The sequence below is a fragment of the Actinomyces sp. HMSC075C01 genome (genome assembly GCF_001812965.1).
GTDB lineage: Bacteria > Actinomycetota > Actinomycetes > Actinomycetales > Actinomycetaceae > Actinomyces > Actinomyces acetigenes.
Map to the genome: position 1 here is coordinate 1 of NZ_KV810930.1, position 16534 is coordinate 16534.

Consider the following 16534-nt stretch of genomic DNA (forward strand, 5'->3'; position numbering starts at 1 on the left):
TCCGGATACATCCACCCCGGCAACCGCACCGGAATCAAACCCAACACCGCAACCACCAAACAGGTCAGCATGGCAAGCACAAAGAACCACCAAACTCCCGTGCCATCTAAACCCACCTCGTCCACCATCACCCCACAACTCCCAAATAGCATAAGACCTCCTACGGCAGGCTCAATGACCGCAATCGTGTTGCGACCTAAATTGAACCCCCCGTCCAGCATTTCACGAGCAGCCTCTCCCCAGTCACTGTCGGAAAACATCGCAAACCACCAAGCAACAACTGCAAACATTCCTATAACAATTCCAGCAAATGCATAGAATGCCGTCATTGAAATACCTTGAACTTATGGCAACAAATCTCAATGAAATAACTTATGAATTCCCTTGTTTGCGAGATCAGCAATTCCTTTTCCAGCACCAGACCCAATGGCAGCACCCACCGCGCCGCCGACCACGGCGCCCACCGGACCACCCACACAGGCTCCAACAGCCACCCCAGCCTGAGCCCCGGCCCAGCCACCGGCGGCCGAGACCGTTCATACCGTCGCTGGCCGGGCAACACGATAGGGCCGCGGTCACCTGTTGGTCTCACCGTCACCCTCGTCGTCGGAGCCATACTTCGCCTCCCACTCAGCCTGCTCCCGACGACGCCAACGCCGCTCCTCATGCCACTCCGGATACATCCACCCCGGCAACCGCACCGGAATCAAACCCAACACCGCCACCACCAACGACACCAGCGCAGGCACACCAAAGACCAAGACGACAGGGTCTTCGCTCTCAAGGCCAGCCGCCTGAGCCAACAGCAGCATTCCTCCAAATACCAGAAGACTTCCCACTGCAGGCTCGATCACCGCAATGGTGTTGCGACCTAGATTGAAGACATCGTCCAGCATCTCACGAGCAGCCTCCCCCCAGTCACTGTCGGAGAACATCGCATACCACCAGGCAACAAGTGGAAATGCTCCCAATAGAATACAACCAATGCCCGACAGAATCTGCTCACTCACATCCGATCACCTCGAACGTTTGAACAACACTCAATGCCACCACCCATGGGTAATACTATTCAAACCGTCAGCCGCCTTTTTGCCAAGACCAGATCCAATGGCAGCACCAACCGCGCCGCCGACCACGGCACCCACCGGACCACCGACACAGGCCCCAACAGCCGCCCCGGCCTGAGCCCCAGCCCAGCCACCAGCAGCCGAGACCGCTCATGCCGTCACTGGCCGGGCAACACGATAGGGCCGCGGTCACCAGTCAGTCTCACCGTCGCCCTCGTCGTCGGAGCCGTACTTCGCCTCCCACTCAGCCTGCTCCCGACGACGCCAACGCCGCTCCTCATGCCACTCCGGATACATCCACCCCGGCAACCGCACCGGAACCAAACCCAACACCGCCACCACCAACATCGCCAATACGAAAATAGTAAGAAACGATCTTACAGGACTATTCTCGTCAACCCCAACAGGATCAGCCAGCCCCAATAGCCCACCAAACAGGAAGCACAATCCCACCGCAGGCTCGATCACTGCAATGGTATTGCGACCTAGACTGAACCCCCCATCTAGCATCTCACGAGCAGCCTCCCCCCAGTCACTGTCAGAGAACATCGCAAACCACCAGAACGAGAATGTAAATCCACCTAGTAAAATGCAGGTAATTCCCATTACAATGTCTTCAAACACGGCGGTTCACCCAACAAACAACACCATCAGTGCCACCACCCATGAATACCCTCATTCGCTTTATCGGCCAGCCATTTTCCAGCGCCAGACCCAATGGCAGCGCCAACCGCGCCGCCAACCACGGCGCCCACCGGACCACCGACACAGGCTCCAACAGCCGCACCAGCCTGAGCCCCAGCCCAGCCACCAGCAGCCGAACCGGCCCCCGCCGTCGCGGCGCGGGCGACCTTTTCTCCCGTGCCAATGGACGGATTGTGGGAGTCCTTCTCCCACTGCTGGTAGGCGTCTACTCCGAAGCTCACCGCAGTACCTGCTCTGCCGGCATACTTCAAGGCCTTGCTGGAGCCCACCTTGCGCGCCATATCGACGGCCTTCGCCGCCTTCGTACCCTCCGCGCCCTTCGGCACCGACCAGTTCGAGAGCTTGCGGTCTTTAAAGGCATACCGCCACTGCTTTGTCCCCTTACCTCCGGCTTCAGTGGTGAATTCACGCTTCATTTTCACCTTGCGCGAGAGGTCTCCCTTATCGATGTCATGTGTGAGCACATTGTCTTTGTGCCCCACAACCACTTTGCGGGTCACGGTTGCGCCGCTCGCACGCAGACCTCTTGCCTCAACCAGACTGACTGCATCCCTAGTCCTGCTGATGGCCCACGTACCGACTCTCGCTGCTGCCTGCCAGCCACCTTTCTTGGTGTCGGGGGCGAAGATACCACCAACCGTGCTCGCCACCGTCTGAGTGACAGGATGCCCGTCAGTGATCCTGGTGCATGCGTCGGCGAAGGTCTGACGAGCCTCGGTCTCACGATCACGAATATGACTCGTATCGGTGTCCAGGGTCTTGTAGAGGGTGAGCTTCTCCTGCTCCTCACTGAAAGCTCGTACTTCCGCGGAATTATTCGGGTCGGCCCCCATGGGGAAGGAATCGGTTGGCTGTTCGATGCGCTCCCCATTGACCGTCAGCCCACCATTGGTCGCCCTGCTGCGAATTCCCTCGAGATCCGTCTTCACCTTCCCCATTGCAGTTGCGAAGTTGGTCAGTGCGTTCTTGTAACTCTTCAGATCCGAGACCAGGTCCTCGCAGTTATTGACTTCCGTGCTGATCGTGTTCGAGGCGTTAAGTGCCGTGTCGCCGTCCAACTCGGCAACATTCTTGCGGGCGCTGATCAGGTCATCCTCAGCGCTGTCGACATGCGTTTCAATATTCCCGATCGCGGTCGCCGAACTCGTGATCTCCGACGGTGTCGCATCCAGATGAGTGTCAATCGCCATACTTACTCTCCTTTAAACGCGATATTGCTGGTTACCTAGTCAGTTTCGGAGCGGATCTGAACCCGTTGTCGGGTAGTTCGGACGTGTTGCGGTAGCATGGCCCGACCCCCCTGAGCTTGACGATCCCGACTGCGGAACCGAGAACTGAGGCTTCACCCCTCCGGCACCAGGCCCTGGAGCCGAACCGGAAGATGGGCTCTTGGGCACCAGAGGTCCAGAGCTCGTCATGTGAGAGGGAGGCACCGTCGACGATGACGGCACAGTGCTGGCGCTCTGCGCATCAACCTCCCCCATATTCTTGTCGGCTGTCGACAGGTTCGTGGATATCGTCGGAATGTTTGATTGAATGCTGGACAATCGGGACTGGAGGTTCGACACCACTTTTGAGGCCGAAGACGCCGACCAGCCACACCCCGTCGGCGACTTCACCGAGTCACCACTGATGTCGCTCTTGGCCGCACCCAGACTCGACACAGCAGACGCAGCCTGGCTGTGATCCCACTTCAATTGGCCCGACATCTAAGAACCTTCCAGTAATCGTCACTGTTGAGATGCACGAGCACACTACGCTTGGTCACGATTCGATGACAAGCACCGTCACCACATTTCTTTCGGGCGGCGTCGTAGGACGTCATACGACCAGCACACGTCGACGGGTGCCGCACAAACACCCTTCACCTGCCATCGGCAGCACAGGCATCGTCAGTGCGAGCAGCACAGATCTCTCCACGAACACGCGCCGCCTGAGGTGAACCGACTTGCTCACACCCTTACTCGGCGGGGACGATGGCCCCGATGAAGAACCAGCAGCCCCCACTCCCCCGTCCTTGGCACCAGATGGCCCTCTCCGGCGTCGCGACGGCGGCCGCCCTGGGGCTCCTGGGGCTCTCGACCGGCGCCACAGCGGCTCCGACGACGGCCGGCTCCGCACCCCTTGCCCTCACTTCCTCCGCGCAGGCCTCGGCCGGCTCGGCGGGCGCGCCCCGGGCCCTTCCGGCGGCGTCGACCACCCTGACCAAGCACGTCACCGATGAGCTCGGGATCCTGGATGCCTCCAAGGCCCAGCAGGCCGTGGACACCATGTCCTCCAAGTACGGCGTCGGCCTGTGGGTGCTGACCGTCTCCGACTCCAGTCAGAAGGCCTCCGCCATCGCCGCGCAGGCCTTCAAGGACACGAAGCTGGGGCGCGACGACATGCTCCTGGTCATCAACATCCCCTCCGACGGCTCGGCCTCGAAGAGCTACAAACTGCAGGCGCACGACAACTCCTCGAAGTTCTCCAAGTCCGACTACAAGCGCATCGACTCAGCCGTCAAGAAGCAGCTCAGCGCAGGCAGCTACGACGACGCCGTGGCCGCCATCCCGGGCAACATGTCCGGCTCATCGGGCTCCGGCAGCTCCAGCGGCTCGGGCTCCTCGGCACTTCCGCTCCTGCTGGGCGGGGGCGCGGTCGCGGCCGGCGGGGCCGCCGCCTGGACGGTGTACAAGCGCAGGAAGAACAAGGAGAACAACGACATGCTGTTCGGCAAGCGCAGGAATCAGGGCGGCGCACCCGGGAACCAGCCCGCGGGCTTCGCGGCGATGACGGTGGAGCAGCTGCGCACGCAGGCCGGCAGCGCCCTGGTCCAGGCCGACGACACGGTGCGCGCTGCCGCCGAGGAGCTGTCCTACGCGCAGGCGCAGTTCGGCCTGTCCGCCACGGACTCCTTCACCGCCGCCCTGGACAGCGCCCGCAAGCACCTGTCAAGGTGCTTCGAGTTGCGCAAGATCCTCGACGACGACATCCCCGAGACCGAGCCGCAGCAGCGCCAGATGTACACCGAGATCCTCCAGCGCTGCTCGGAGGCGGTCGGCGAGATCCGCGCCCAGGAGGAGGCCTTCAACAAGCGGCGCGGCATCGAGGCGAACCTGCCGACGTCGATCGCCGAGACCGCCCAGCGGGCCGACGAGACCGAGCAGGCCATCGTCATGGCTGAGACGATCCTGGTGACGCTCAGTGCCGCCTACCCTGCCTCCTCCCTGACCAGCGTGGCCCAGGCCCCAGAGCAGGCCCGCCGCCTGCTGGCCGCCGGGCGCACCGCCCTGGACCAGGCCCGCGCCAGCGTCGAGGCCTCCCAGGAGGCGACGGCCGTCGAGCAGGTGCGCATCGCCCAGGGCTCCATCGCCCAGGCCGGCCAGCTGGCCGCCCAGGTCACCGGGGCCCGCGAGCGCCTCCAGAGCGCGGCGAAGGACCTGGAGGCGGCCATCGCCTCGATCTCCTCGGACCTGGTGGACGCCCAGCGCCTGGAGGGTGCGGTGCCGGCGGCGACCCTGGCCCCGCTCGTGGCCGACGCCGAGGCCGCCGTCGCCGAGGGCCGTCAGGCCAGTGGCGCCAACCCGAGCGGCGACCCCCTGGCCGCCCTGGACCACCTGGCCCGGGCCGAGGCCGCCATCGACGCCGCCCTGGCCCCGGCCCGCGAGCGCGAGGAGAACGACTCGCGCGCCCGGGCCTCCCTGGGCTCGCGCCTGGCCCGCCTCAACTCCCAGGTGGAGTCCGTGACCTCCTACATCACCACCTATCGCGGGGCGGTGGGTCCCTCGGCGCGCACGGCGCTCAGTGAGGCCGCCCGTCACGCCACGGCCGCCACCACCGTCCAGACCACTGACCCGGTGGCGGCCCTGGCCGAAGTCGCGGCGGCCGAGCCCCTCGTGGCCCAGGCCCAGGCCCTGGCCGAGGCCGATGTGCGCGGGTCGTCGAGCTCGTGGAGCCCGCACTCTGGTGAGAGCTACTCCTACTCCCGCGGTTACGGCCGCTCGGGCGGCGGGCTCGACCTGGGCTCGCTCTTGCTGGGTGGCCTGCTGCTGGGCGGCGGCCACAACTACGGTGGCTGGGGCTCCCACCACCACGACAGCGACTGGGGTGGAGGCGGCGGTTTCTTCGACGGGGGCGGCGACTTCTCGGGTGGAGGCGGCGGCTTCTTCGACGGGGGCGGCGACTTCTCGGGTGGAGGCGGCGGTTTCTTCGACGGGGGCGGCGACTTCTGAGCCGCATCCTCCCGGCGGCCGGCCCTCCTCGCCCTCCAGTCATGCCCTGAGCGATGCGGCCCCCGCCCGCGTGACTCCGGGCGCCGCGACCTGCGATCATGACCCCTGATCCGCCAGGCAACCGCCCGACGGGCGCCAGGTCCATACCTGCCCACAATCTGCTCACACCGACGTCGCAGCTCGACGGAAGGACGAACAACCATGGCTGAGAAGCAGTCGATCCTGGGGCGCATCGCCCAGCTCACCCGCGCCAACATCAACGCGCTCCTGGACCGCGCCGAGGACCCGGAGAAGATGCTCAACCAGCTGGTACGGGACTACACGGCGTCCATTGCCGAGGCCCGTGACGCCGTCGCCCAGACGATCGGCAACCTGCGCCTGGCGGAGAAGGACCACGATGCCGACGTCGCCGAGGCCAAGGACTGGGGCAACAAGGCCCTGGCCGCCTCCCGCAAGGCCGACCAGCTGCGCTCCGGCGGCGACACGGCCGGCGCGGACAAGTGGGACTCGCTGGCCAAGATCGCGCTGACCAAGCAGATCACGGCGGAGAACGAGGCCAAGGCCGCCGAGCCGATGATCGCCTCCCAGCGCCAGGTCGTCGAGCAGCTCAAGACCGGCCTGCAGCAGATGGAGGTCAAGCTCGGCGAGCTGCGCTCCAAGCGCGACCAGCTCATCGCCCGTCAGAAGACCGCCGAGGCCCAGGTCAAGGTGCAGGGCGCCATCCGCTCCATCAACGTCCTGGACCCCACCAGCGAGCTGTCCCGCTACGAGGACCAGGTGCGTCGGGTCGAGGCCCAGGCCGCCGGGCAGATGGAGCTGGCCGGCTCCTCCCTGGAGTCCCAGTTCGCCGAGCTCGAGGCCTCCGGGGCCAGCCTGGAGGCCGAGGCCCGCCTGGCGGCCCTGAAGTCCGGGCAGAACCCGGCCCTTCCGGGCGCCCAGCAGCAGGCCCCCGCCCAGATCACCGACGGCGACGACGACGCGATCAACGCCGCCTTCGCGGCCCTGAAGAACCAGGGTCAGCCGGCCGGCGAGGAGAAGTCCTCCTACTAATCTGGCCTGGCCTGGCCTGACCTGACCTGACCTCACCGCGTCGCGCAGGCGCCTCAGCCCCGCAAGCCGCCCGGTGCTCATCATCCCGATGAGTGCCGGGCGGCCTCGTGATCCTCGACACCCACCCACGCGGACCCAGCCGGGGACATTCCACGAGCCCGGGGACATTCCACTCCAGCCGGGGACATCTCACGCCTTCCGGGGACAGGAATTCCGCGCCCGACGGCGTCGAATGTCCCCACCGGGTGGGCATTGCCCCCGACCGCGCAGACCGCACCCAGCGACGTCGTCAGCAAGAGAAGGCCGGTATCAGTGCGGTGTCTTCGAGCGTCGCCGGCAGCTGCTGGACGCCGTGACCGGTAACATGAGCCTCATGAGCGTACCGACTTATCTTCTCGTCGATGGCGAGAACATTGACGCCACTCTCGGCATGAGCGTGCTGGGGCGGCGTCCCGAACCTGAGGAGCGGCCCCGTTGGGACCGGGTCCTCGCATACTGCGATGAACTGTCCTCCGCCGACGCCGCCGAGGATGAGGGGAACGAGGCCCGTGCCCTGTTCTTCCTCAACGCCACCAGCGGCCATATGCCCATGAGCTTCATCCAGGCCCTGCTGGCCATGGACTACCGCCCCGTGCCGCTGGCCGGGTCCGGAAGCAATGATGAGAAGGTCGTCGACATCGGTATTCAGCGCACCCTGGAGGCGCTGGCCGAACGGGCCGAGTCCGGCCAGGAGGCCCACGTCCTGCTGGGCAGCCACGACGGCGACTACATCCCCTACATCGAGCGGCTCCTGCAGGCCGGCGCCAAGGTGGGGATCCTGTGCTTCCGTGAGTTCCTCAACGCCCAGCTGGCCGCTCTGGAGGGCGAGGGCCTGACGGTCTACGACCTGGAGAGTGACGTCAAGGCCTTCACCATCCCGCTGCCGCGCGTGTGCATCATCCCGCTGGAGGACTTCGACCCTCTCGCCTTCCTCTGATTCCTCTGACCCGACTTCCTCTGACCCGACGGCGGGGCGGCGACAGACGTCGTCGCCCCGCCTCATGTCACAGCCCGACTCACCGAGGAGTCGTCGGCGCTCGCCTCTGTTCAAGCAGCAACCACACAGCTCCCCGTTTTGTGGGATTTCAAAGACTCCCTGAGGCTAGGATTGGCTTGAGGTCACACCAATCACTTGACCTATCAACAGCGACCATTCGGAACTCGCTCAGGAAACAACCAGAAACTGAAGGAATGGTGAGACTCATGGAGCGTTCCCAGCAGTCCCGCACCGAAGCTCACCTCCTTGTCGTCGACGATGAACCCAACATCCGCGACCTGCTGGCCTCGTCCCTGCGCTTCGCAGGTTTCGAGGTCTCGATCGCGGGCGACGGCAACGGCGCACTGAAGACGGTGGAGAAGACATCCCCCGACCTGGTGGTCCTCGATGTCATGCTGCCCGACATGGACGGCTTCACCGTGGCACGGCGTCTACGCGAGCGCGACGTGACCACCCCGATCCTCTTCCTGACCGCCCGCGATGACATGGCGGACAAGGTCCAGGGCCTGACTGTCGGCGGCGACGACTACGTCACCAAGCCCTTCGGGCTGGAGGAGGTCATCGCCCGTATCCGCGCGATCCTGCGCCGCACCCACGCCGTCGAGAGTCAGGACGACGGCGTCGTGCGCGTGGCCGACCTGGTCCTGGACGAGGACGCCCACGAGGTGTACCGCGCCGAGGTCGAGGTGGACCTGTCACCCACCGAGTTCAAGCTCCTGCGCTACCTCATGCTCAACGCCGGGCGCGTCGTGTCCAAGGCCCAGATCCTCGACCACGTCTGGGAGTACGACTGGAACGGCGACGCCGCGATCGTGGAGTCCTACATCTCCTACCTGCGCCGCAAGGTGGACCAGATCCAGGGCGCTGATGGCCAGCCCGTCACCCCGCTCATCCAGACTCGTCGCGGAGTCGGCTACATGCTCCGCGAGCCCAAGGCCGAGTGATGGCGGCGGCGCGTGGGGGGAGCACGCGCCCGGCCAAGTCGTCCGGTAAGCAGCACCGCCCGATCAAACGGGGCCGATGGCACCCGATCACCGCGATTCAGCGGCCCTGGCAGGCGATGCCGCTGCGCACGCGACTGACCCTCATGACCACCGGCCTGCTCGCCATCGGGCTCATCGTCGTCTCCTTCGTGGTGACCTCGCTGCTCTACAGCCACATGATGGGCCAGATCGACAGCCAGCTGCGCACCACCTCGGTGGCCATCGGAAGCCAGGGACTGGCCCAGATCCGCGAGGGAGGGACCAGCAGCACCACCTTCCCCTCGAACTACTACGTCAAGGCCGAGTACCTCGACCCCAGCCGCAACGGGGAGTGGATCTCCCCGGACACCGCCGCCACGTACGGGCGGCCCCAGATCAAGGGCCTGGACTACCGACGCGCCCTGGCCCACGCGGACAAGAGCGACTTCCCGATCACGACGGTCAACTCCGATCAGCCCGGCCACCAGTGGCGGATGATCACCCTGCTCATCCGAGACCAGAACACCGGCGAGTACACCGGCGCCGTGGCCCTGGCCCTCCCACTGAGCGACGTCATGGAGACCGTTGAGCGCACCCGCCTCGTGGTGGCCCTGGCCGACGTCTCGATCATCTCGGTGGGCGCCGTCTTCGCCACTTACCTGGTCCACCGCTCGTTCCGTTCCCTGCGCCAGATCGAGGGTGTGGCCGCCCGGATCGCCCACGGCGACCTGTCCGCCCGCATCCTGGTCACCGAGCCGCGCACCACGGAGGTGGGCTCGCTGCAGCGGGCGATCAACACGATGCTCACCCAGAATGAGAGCTCCTTCGCCGCCCAGGTCGTGGCCCAGGAGCGGATGACGCGCTTCGTCTCCGACGCCTCCCACGAGCTGCGCACCCCCCTGGCCGCCATCCGCGGCTACGGCGAGCTCTACCGGATGGGCGGGGTGCCCGCGAACAAGACCGGCGAGGTCATGGGGCGTATCGAGACCGAGGCCAACCGGATGGGGCGCCTCGTTGATGATCTCCTCCAGCTGGCCCGGATCGACGAGGGCCGGGAGATGTCGATGGAGCCGGTCAACCTCACCGACCTGGCCGCCGGCGCCCTGAGCGACATGATGGTGCTGGCCCCCGAGCGCGACTGCGGCCTCATCCCCCTCGACCCCCGCGACGAGGCCGCCGGCAAGGAGGCCCCCTCGCTCCAGGTCATCGGTGACCGCGACCGCCTCTCCCAGATCCTCACCAATCTGCTGGGCAACGTGGTGCGCCACACCCCCTCCGGGACGCCGGTGGAGATCGCCATCGGCATGGCGCCCCCGCGTGCCAACCCGACGGCGCAGCCGGTCGTCGTCGTCGAGGTCCGCGACCACGGCCACGGCGTGCCACCGGAGGCGGCCGAGAAGGTCTTCCAGCGCTTCTACCGCTCGGACACCTCCCGCAACCGGGAGACCGGAGGTTCCGGCCTGGGACTGGCGATCGTGCTGGGGATCGTGGCCGCCCACAAGGGCACGGTCCAGATGCTCCAGACCCCCGGCGGCGGCGCCACCGTCCACATCGAGCTGCCGTCCGCACCGGTCTGGTAGGCCCCGCCGTCGTGCCTCTGCCGCGTCTGCTCACGTCTGAGGCGCGCTCCTGGGCCGGAACCGGGGGCGGGGCGGCTGCCCTGAAGGTGACGGCAGGATGATGGGCGAGGTCTGGCCGGGCGTCGGTGTCCACGGCGCTGACATCAACACTGCTCCGACGCCGCGAGACGAAAACGAACCGCGGAATTCCAACGATTCTCCGAGCGCGCTTCGACGGCGGGATCGCTCATGTCAGCGCTGTGGACACTGGGCTGCTTGCGGGATCGACTCCGCAGGCCTTGGCGGTCGTGCGGGGTACTCTCAACCCGGGGCCGGCCCCACCTACCTGGAGTACCCCCGGCCCTCCTCCAGTAGTTCCCGACCCTCGTGCAGTACAGGCCAGGCGCCATCCCCGCGGCTGTGAGCAGCCGAGCCCACCCCGCCGGCACAGCGAGCAACGGCCCTTGGGCTCGGTCAGCTCGCATCACAGCAGTGTCATGAGACGCCACAACACCCCGCGCTCGGGAGGCGACTCTGGTTGGGCCACCCACCAGCGTCCTGAGACGTCGGACATCCGAGCCTCCCAGAAGCCAGGAGGCAGCGCCCCGCCGCACCTCTGGAGGGGGCCGTCGACCTGCGATAACGACAAGAGTGGCACGCGAGACACTGTGTCACGTCGACGTCACGGTGAGGACAGTCCTACGATGGCACGCGTTCCATTTCCAACACGGAGACTGACCCATGGGTGTCATCGAAGCACCGCAATGGCTTCTGCCCGCCTTCACCCGCTCAGTGAAGGCGATTGGCGCCACGCAGCCCCCAGAGGCGATCGGCTCCGCCGGCGAGCTCCTCATTGAGCGCTGGTCCACGCCGGATCGTCGCTTCCACAACCTTCGCCACCTCATCGACATGCTCGCGCGGGTCGATGAGCTGGCCGAGGAGTCGCACAACCCAGACATCATGCGGGTTGCCTGCTGGTACCACGGCTGCGTCTTCTCCTCCGACGTCGAGGAGGTCATCCGCGGCAACGGCGGCGAGGACGAGACCGCCTCGGCCGCCTTCGCCGAGGCCGACCTGCGTCACCTGGGTGTCCCGGCGGAGACGGTCAAGCGGGTGTGCAGCCTCATCGTCAACCTCAAGCGGCACATGCTCGCCGATGACGACATCGACGCTCAGGCCCTCATTGACGCCGACCTGGGGACCCTGGCCGTGGACCCCCAGACCTATACCGAGTACGTGCGACTGCTGCGCGAGGAGTACTCCCACATCCCCATGGAGGAGTACCTGCGCGGTCGCCTGACGATCATCTCCCGGCTCCTGAACCGTGAGCACCTCTTCCACTCCCCGCTGGGCGAGCGCTGGGAGCACCCGGCCCGGGAGAACCTGGCGGCCGAGCAGCGACGTCTCCACGAGAAGCTCGCCAAGCTCGCCGAGGAGCAGGGAGTTCAGACCGACCCGGCGGCCCTGGAGGCCGGGGCCGTTCAGCAGGCGGCGCCTATCGCCACGGTGACCTTATCTGCCAGTCCCGCCGCCGCAGACCCTGCTCCCGGAACTGGCAGGCAGCCGGGCGAGGCTACCGAGCACGACCCCCGCACCCCTCCGCTGGGCCTCCAGGCGCTGCCCGCCGAGGACCTGGCCGGCCCCACCCAGGACGGCGACACCCTGCGCCTGGACCCCACCGCGCTCAGAGCCCTGAGGTCCACTGCGTCAGCGACCGGCGCGACGGCGGCCGCCTCCCCCACCTCCACGGCGCCCTCAGGATCGCCGGCGGCTCCGGCATCATCCGCCTCACCGTCGAGCGCCTCCTCGCCGCATACCCCAGCCCGCGGGATCCCGGCCGTGGCCTCGGCTCGTCACCCCGTCGATGCGCCCGCTGAGCGGGGCGAGGGGCGTGAGGACAAGGACGGCGAGGAGGCGATGACGCACACCGCCTCCATGGAGTCGTGCATCGCGGACCTGGACCTGCTCATGTGCTCGCGCAATCGCTCCGACGACGCAGAGGACCGCCGCGCCCGGGTCCAAGCCGAGCGGGACAAGCTCACCGAGAAGCTGCGGGCCAAGACCCAGGAGGCCAAGGAGCTGCGCGAGGCCCGTACCGGCGAGATCGCCCCCATCACCGAGGAGATCATCGACGACGGCGCCGGGGACCTCTGAGGCGCCCGGACGACCCTTCCCTCAGGGACGGCCCGCCGTCTGCGGGGCCACAGGCCACGATCTGCAGGTCCCCTCCACAGAGCCGACTCCTCGCCCGGTACACCGTCGGTCAGGCCCTTACCGTGAGAGGCACAGCGCGCACCCCAGTGCACCACCAGCACACCGCGCACGGCCCTCGGGCCGCCTCTCACGAAAGGACGCCCCTCATGCCCACCTACTCCGTCGATACCGCTGCGGTGGCCGACACCGCCGCCCGGACCCGTACCCGCATCGCGACGATCCAAACCGAGGTCGATGGCATGCGGGGAGACATCGGCCTGCTCCAGTCCTGCTGGACCGGGACGGCGTCGGACTCCATGGCCGCCTGTGCGGCCGACTGGCACCTCACCCAGCTCCAGGTGCAGTCCAACCTCGATCAGATCAGCCTGGCCCTGGACAACGCCGCCGTGTGCTACGACGACGCCGAGACCTCCAACCAGGGCCGTTTCGCCGGCTCAGCGCCAGCTCCTGCACCGGCCGCGGGCTCGGCTCCCCTGGGCGCCTGGTAGGAGCCGTCCACGGCGGACCGGTGAGGACTGCGCCGCCTCCCGCCCTCAGCGTGAGCGCCACGCCGCCTGCCGGCACAGGGCCCAGCCGACCGGCTCAACACGGACAGGTACGGACCCGGCGGCGGGCCGCCCCTCACGTGCGTGAGAGACGGCCCGCCGCGGTTCCGGGGCCGGCCGACGTCGCGGCCGGGCTACCGGGTGATGACTGGCTCGTCGGCAGTCACGTCGATCAGTACATGCCACCCATGTCGCCGGCGCCACCGTCGGCCGGGGCGGCCGGGGGCTCGGGCTTGTCGGCCACGACGGCCTCGGTGGTCAGGAACAGACCGGCGATGGAACCGGCGTTCTGCAGGGCGGAGCGGGTCACCTTGACCGGGTCGGCGATGCCGGCGGCCAGCAGGTTGACGTACTCGCCGGTGGCGGCGTTGAGGCCCTCACCGGTGGGCAGGTTGCGCACGCGGTCCACGACCACGCCGCCCTCGAGGCCGGCGTTGGCAGCGATCTGCTTGAGCGGGGCCTCCACGGCGACCTTGACGATCGCGGCGCCGGTGGCCTCGTCGCCCTCGAGCTTGAGGGTGTCGAGGACCTCGGCGGCCTGGAGCAGGGCGACGCCACCACCGGCGACGATGCCCTCCTCGACGGCGGCCTTGGCGTTGCGCACGGCGTCCTCAATGCGGTGCTTGCGCTCCTTGAGCTCCACCTCGGTGGCGGCACCGGACTTGAGGACGGCCACGCCGCCGGCCAGCTTGGCCAGGCGCTCGGAGAGCTTCTCGCGGTCGTAGTCGGAGTCGGAGTTCTCGATCTCCAGGCGGATCTGGGCGGTGCGGGCCTCAATGGCCTCCTTGTCGCCGGCGCCCTCGACCAGGGTGGTGTCGTCCTTGGTGACGACGACCTTGCGGGCCTGGCCCAGGTCCTCCAGGGTGGCGTTCTCGAGCTTGAGGCCGACGGTCTCGGAGATGACCGTACCGCCGGTGAGGATGGCCATGTCCTGCAGCATCGCCTTGCGGCGGTCACCGAAGCCGGGGGCCTTGACGGCCACGGACTTGAAGGTGCCGCGGATGCGGTTGACGACGAGGGTGGCCAGGGCCTCGGCCTCGACGTCCTCGGCGATGATGGCCAGCGGCTTGCCGGTCTGCATGACCTTCTCCAGCAGCGGCAGCAGGTCCTTGACGTTGGAGATCTTGGACTCGACCAGCAAGACGTAGGCGTCCTCCAGGACGGCCTCCTGGCGGTCGGGGTCGGTGACGAAGTAGGGGGAGATGAAGCCCTTGTCGAAGCGCATACCCTCGGTGACCTCGAGCTCGAGGCCGAAGGTGTTGGACTCCTCGACGGTGACGACACCCTCGTGGCCGACCTTCTCCAGGGCCTCGGCGATGAAGGCACCGATCTGCTCGTCGGCGGCGGAGATGGAGGCGGTGGCCGCGATCTCCTCCTGAGTCTCGACCTCCTTGGCGTCGGCCAGCAGGCGCTCGACGACGGCCGCAACGGCCTTCTCGATACCACGGCGAACGGCGATCGGGTTGGCGCCGGCGGCGACGTTGCGCAGGCCCTCACGCACCAGGGCCTGAGCCAGGACGGTGGCGGTGGTGGTGCCGTCGCCCGCGACGTCGTCGGTCTTCTTGGCGACCTCCTTGACGAGCTCGGCGCCGATCTTCTCGTAGGGCTCCTCGAGCTCGATCTCCTTGGCGATGGTCACGCCGTCGTTGGTGATCGTGGGGGCGCCCCACTTCTTGTCGAGCACGACGTTACGGCCCTTGGGGCCCAGGGTGACCTTGACGGTGTCGGCGAGGGTGTTGAGGCCGCGCTCCATGCCGCGGCGGGCCTCCTCATCGAAGGCGATGATCTTGGACATTGAGTTTCCTCCACTGCGTGGTAGGGCGGCCGGTTCGTGCCCGCGACGGACGGATCGGTCCCGGGCGTTCACGTCACGCCCGACGCCGGCCCTCACGTTCCAGCCTGGATGAACTTGGTGCATTCAAGGATGCGTTGTCACTCGAGGTTCCCGAGTGCTAACCGCAATGCTGGCACTCTCAGCCCTTGAGTGCAAGGAGCTCAGTTCTCATCGGCACTGAATCCTCCGACGGCGAAGCGGGGAATCTCGTCGGGCCCGCGGGTGATCCCGCAGGCGGTCCCGCCCCCGCGGCGGTTCCCCGGCTCAGGAGGGCCGGTCTGCGGCCCGTGAGGCGGTGGCCAGCAGGATGAGCGCGCAGGTCCAGGCCAGGGGCGCGGGCCCCGCCGGGGCGCCGTCGGCCAGGACCTTCTCCGGCAGGGCTCCGACAGCGGTGCGGTGCGCCTCCAGCCACGACAGCAGCCGGGCCCCTTCCTCCTCCATCCCCAGCGACAGGGCCGACCAGGCCATGAGGGCGGTCTCCGGCGTCCAGGACACGCCGTCGTCGCGCCAGCTGGAGCCCGGGGCGAGCCCCCCGGCTGGGCGGCGCATGCGCGCGGCCGCCGTCTGCCGCACCGTTCGGGCGCCGGCCAGCGGCCGGGTGAAGGGAGGCAGGACCAGGGCGATGGCGGCGTCGACGTCGTCGCACCTCAGGTGGCGGCCCCAGGCGGGGGCGAAGTTGCGCTCCATGGCGCTGCGCACCGCCGCCACCCGGTCGGCCAGGGCCTGGGCGGGGGCGCCGAGGTCGGCTCCGGCCCGGGTCAGCGCCGTCGCCGCCTCCAGTCCCAGGAGCACCGGGGCGGCTGTGCCCAGAGTGAGGACCGTCTCGGCGACCTCCCAGTAGTCGGGCGAGGTCGCGGGCAGGTGCGAGGGCGTGTCCGTGATGCGCAGGAGCCGGGAGGTCGAGCGCGCCAGAAGCGTCCCCAGGCGGTCACGCAGGTCGGCGGCGGGCACGCCGTCGGCCAGGAGCCGGCCCGCGGCCCACAGGAACCATCCGGCGCCGTCGGCCTGGGCGGGGCGGGCGTCCGGCACCCGGCCGCTGCTGGTGTAGCGGGCCTCGAAGCCGCCGTCGGCCCGCTGCCAGGAGGCCAGGTTGCCCAGGACGCCCAGCGCCTCATCGGTCAGGTTCACCGCGCTGAGGCCGGCCGCGGCGAAGGCGGCGTCCCGGGGCCAGACGTAGCGCCAGACGCTCACGGGCGCCGCCACGACCGCACCTGACGGGAAGACCTCCGCCCCCTGCGAGAGGAGTTCGTGCGAGTCGCGGCCCTCCAGGCCGGCGCCCCCGGAGGCGGCGGAGGCAGTGGGGGCGGGAGTCGGGGGCGTCGTCGGCCGGACCGACGGGACGGCAGGA

General features: G+C 67.8%; 13 protein-coding genes. 7 read left to right on the forward strand and 6 right to left on the reverse strand.

Annotation, left to right across the window (positions count from 1 at the left end; translation table 11 throughout):
- The 4 genes from HMPREF2883_RS14530 to HMPREF2883_RS00740 all read right to left on the reverse strand — a co-directional run.
- Nucleotides 1–329, reverse strand: a 329-nt coding sequence (locus HMPREF2883_RS14530; RefSeq protein ID WP_141758977.1) for a hypothetical protein, incomplete at its 3' end; no start/stop codon positions are given.
- A 246-nt stretch (nucleotides 330–575) separates the two neighbouring features.
- The gene (locus HMPREF2883_RS00730) at nucleotides 576–1010 is read right to left on the reverse strand and encodes a hypothetical protein (protein WP_070658275.1); all 435 of its coding nucleotides are present in this window, start codon (nucleotides 1008–1010) and stop codon (nucleotides 576–578) included.
- Nucleotides 1011–1256: 246 nt separating this feature from the next.
- Complete coding sequence (locus HMPREF2883_RS00735) at nucleotides 1257–1691, reverse strand: hypothetical protein (RefSeq protein WP_256277255.1); 435 nt, start codon at nucleotides 1689–1691, stop codon at nucleotides 1257–1259.
- 26 nt (nucleotides 1692–1717) lie between these two features.
- Nucleotides 1718–2962, reverse strand: coding sequence for a hypothetical protein (locus HMPREF2883_RS00740; protein ID WP_070658278.1), 1245 nt, complete (start codon nucleotides 2960–2962; stop codon nucleotides 1718–1720).
- A 795-nt stretch (nucleotides 2963–3757) separates the two neighbouring features.
- On the opposite strand from HMPREF2883_RS00740, the gene HMPREF2883_RS00745 reads away from it, so the two are divergent.
- The 7 genes from HMPREF2883_RS00745 (at nucleotide 3758) to HMPREF2883_RS00775 (ending at nucleotide 13295) form a co-directional block, all read left to right on the forward strand.
- Nucleotides 3758–5986, forward strand: a complete 2229-nt coding sequence (locus tag HMPREF2883_RS00745) for a TPM domain-containing protein (protein WP_070658280.1) — start codon at nucleotides 3758–3760, stop codon at nucleotides 5984–5986.
- 201 nt (nucleotides 5987–6187) lie between these two features.
- Complete coding sequence (locus tag HMPREF2883_RS00750) at nucleotides 6188–7036, forward strand: PspA/IM30 family protein (RefSeq protein WP_075371401.1); 849 nt, start codon at nucleotides 6188–6190, stop codon at nucleotides 7034–7036.
- A gap of 373 nt (nucleotides 7037–7409) precedes the next feature.
- Nucleotides 7410–8012: an NYN domain-containing protein gene (locus tag HMPREF2883_RS00755; RefSeq protein ID WP_070658282.1), complete on the forward strand. Its 603-nt coding sequence runs from the start codon at nucleotides 7410–7412 to the stop codon at nucleotides 8010–8012.
- Between the two features lie 266 nt (nucleotides 8013–8278).
- Nucleotides 8279–9016 carry a response regulator transcription factor gene (locus tag HMPREF2883_RS00760; protein WP_070658284.1) on the forward strand — a complete coding sequence of 246 codons (738 nt, stop codon included), beginning with the start codon at nucleotides 8279–8281 and terminating at the stop codon, nucleotides 9014–9016.
- Complete coding sequence (locus HMPREF2883_RS00765; RefSeq protein WP_070658288.1) at nucleotides 9016–10614, forward strand: sensor histidine kinase; 1599 nt, start codon at nucleotides 9016–9018, stop codon at nucleotides 10612–10614. Before HMPREF2883_RS00760 ends, HMPREF2883_RS00765 begins: the two co-directional genes overlap by 1 nt.
- Nucleotides 10615–11334: 720 nt before the next feature.
- The gene (locus tag HMPREF2883_RS00770) at nucleotides 11335–12747 is read left to right on the forward strand and encodes an HD domain-containing protein (protein WP_070658290.1); all 1413 of its coding nucleotides are present in this window, start codon (nucleotides 11335–11337) and stop codon (nucleotides 12745–12747) included.
- A 206-nt stretch (nucleotides 12748–12953) separates the two neighbouring features.
- Nucleotides 12954–13295 (forward strand): WXG100 family type VII secretion target, encoded by a 342-nt coding sequence (locus HMPREF2883_RS00775; protein WP_070658292.1) that lies wholly within the window; start codon nucleotides 12954–12956, stop codon nucleotides 13293–13295.
- Nucleotides 13296–13524: 229 nt separating this feature from the next.
- On the opposite strand, the gene groL is transcribed toward HMPREF2883_RS00775, so the two are convergent.
- Together groL and HMPREF2883_RS00785 are read right to left on the reverse strand one after the other, a co-directional pair.
- Entirely contained in the window at nucleotides 13525–15147 is a 1623-nt protein-coding gene (gene groL, locus HMPREF2883_RS00780; RefSeq protein ID WP_003788944.1) for a chaperonin GroEL, read from the reverse strand.
- Between the two features lie 303 nt (nucleotides 15148–15450).
- The coding region (locus tag HMPREF2883_RS00785; RefSeq protein WP_070658294.1) for a glucosidase family protein at nucleotides 15451–16534 on the reverse strand (1084 nt) is incomplete at its 5' end.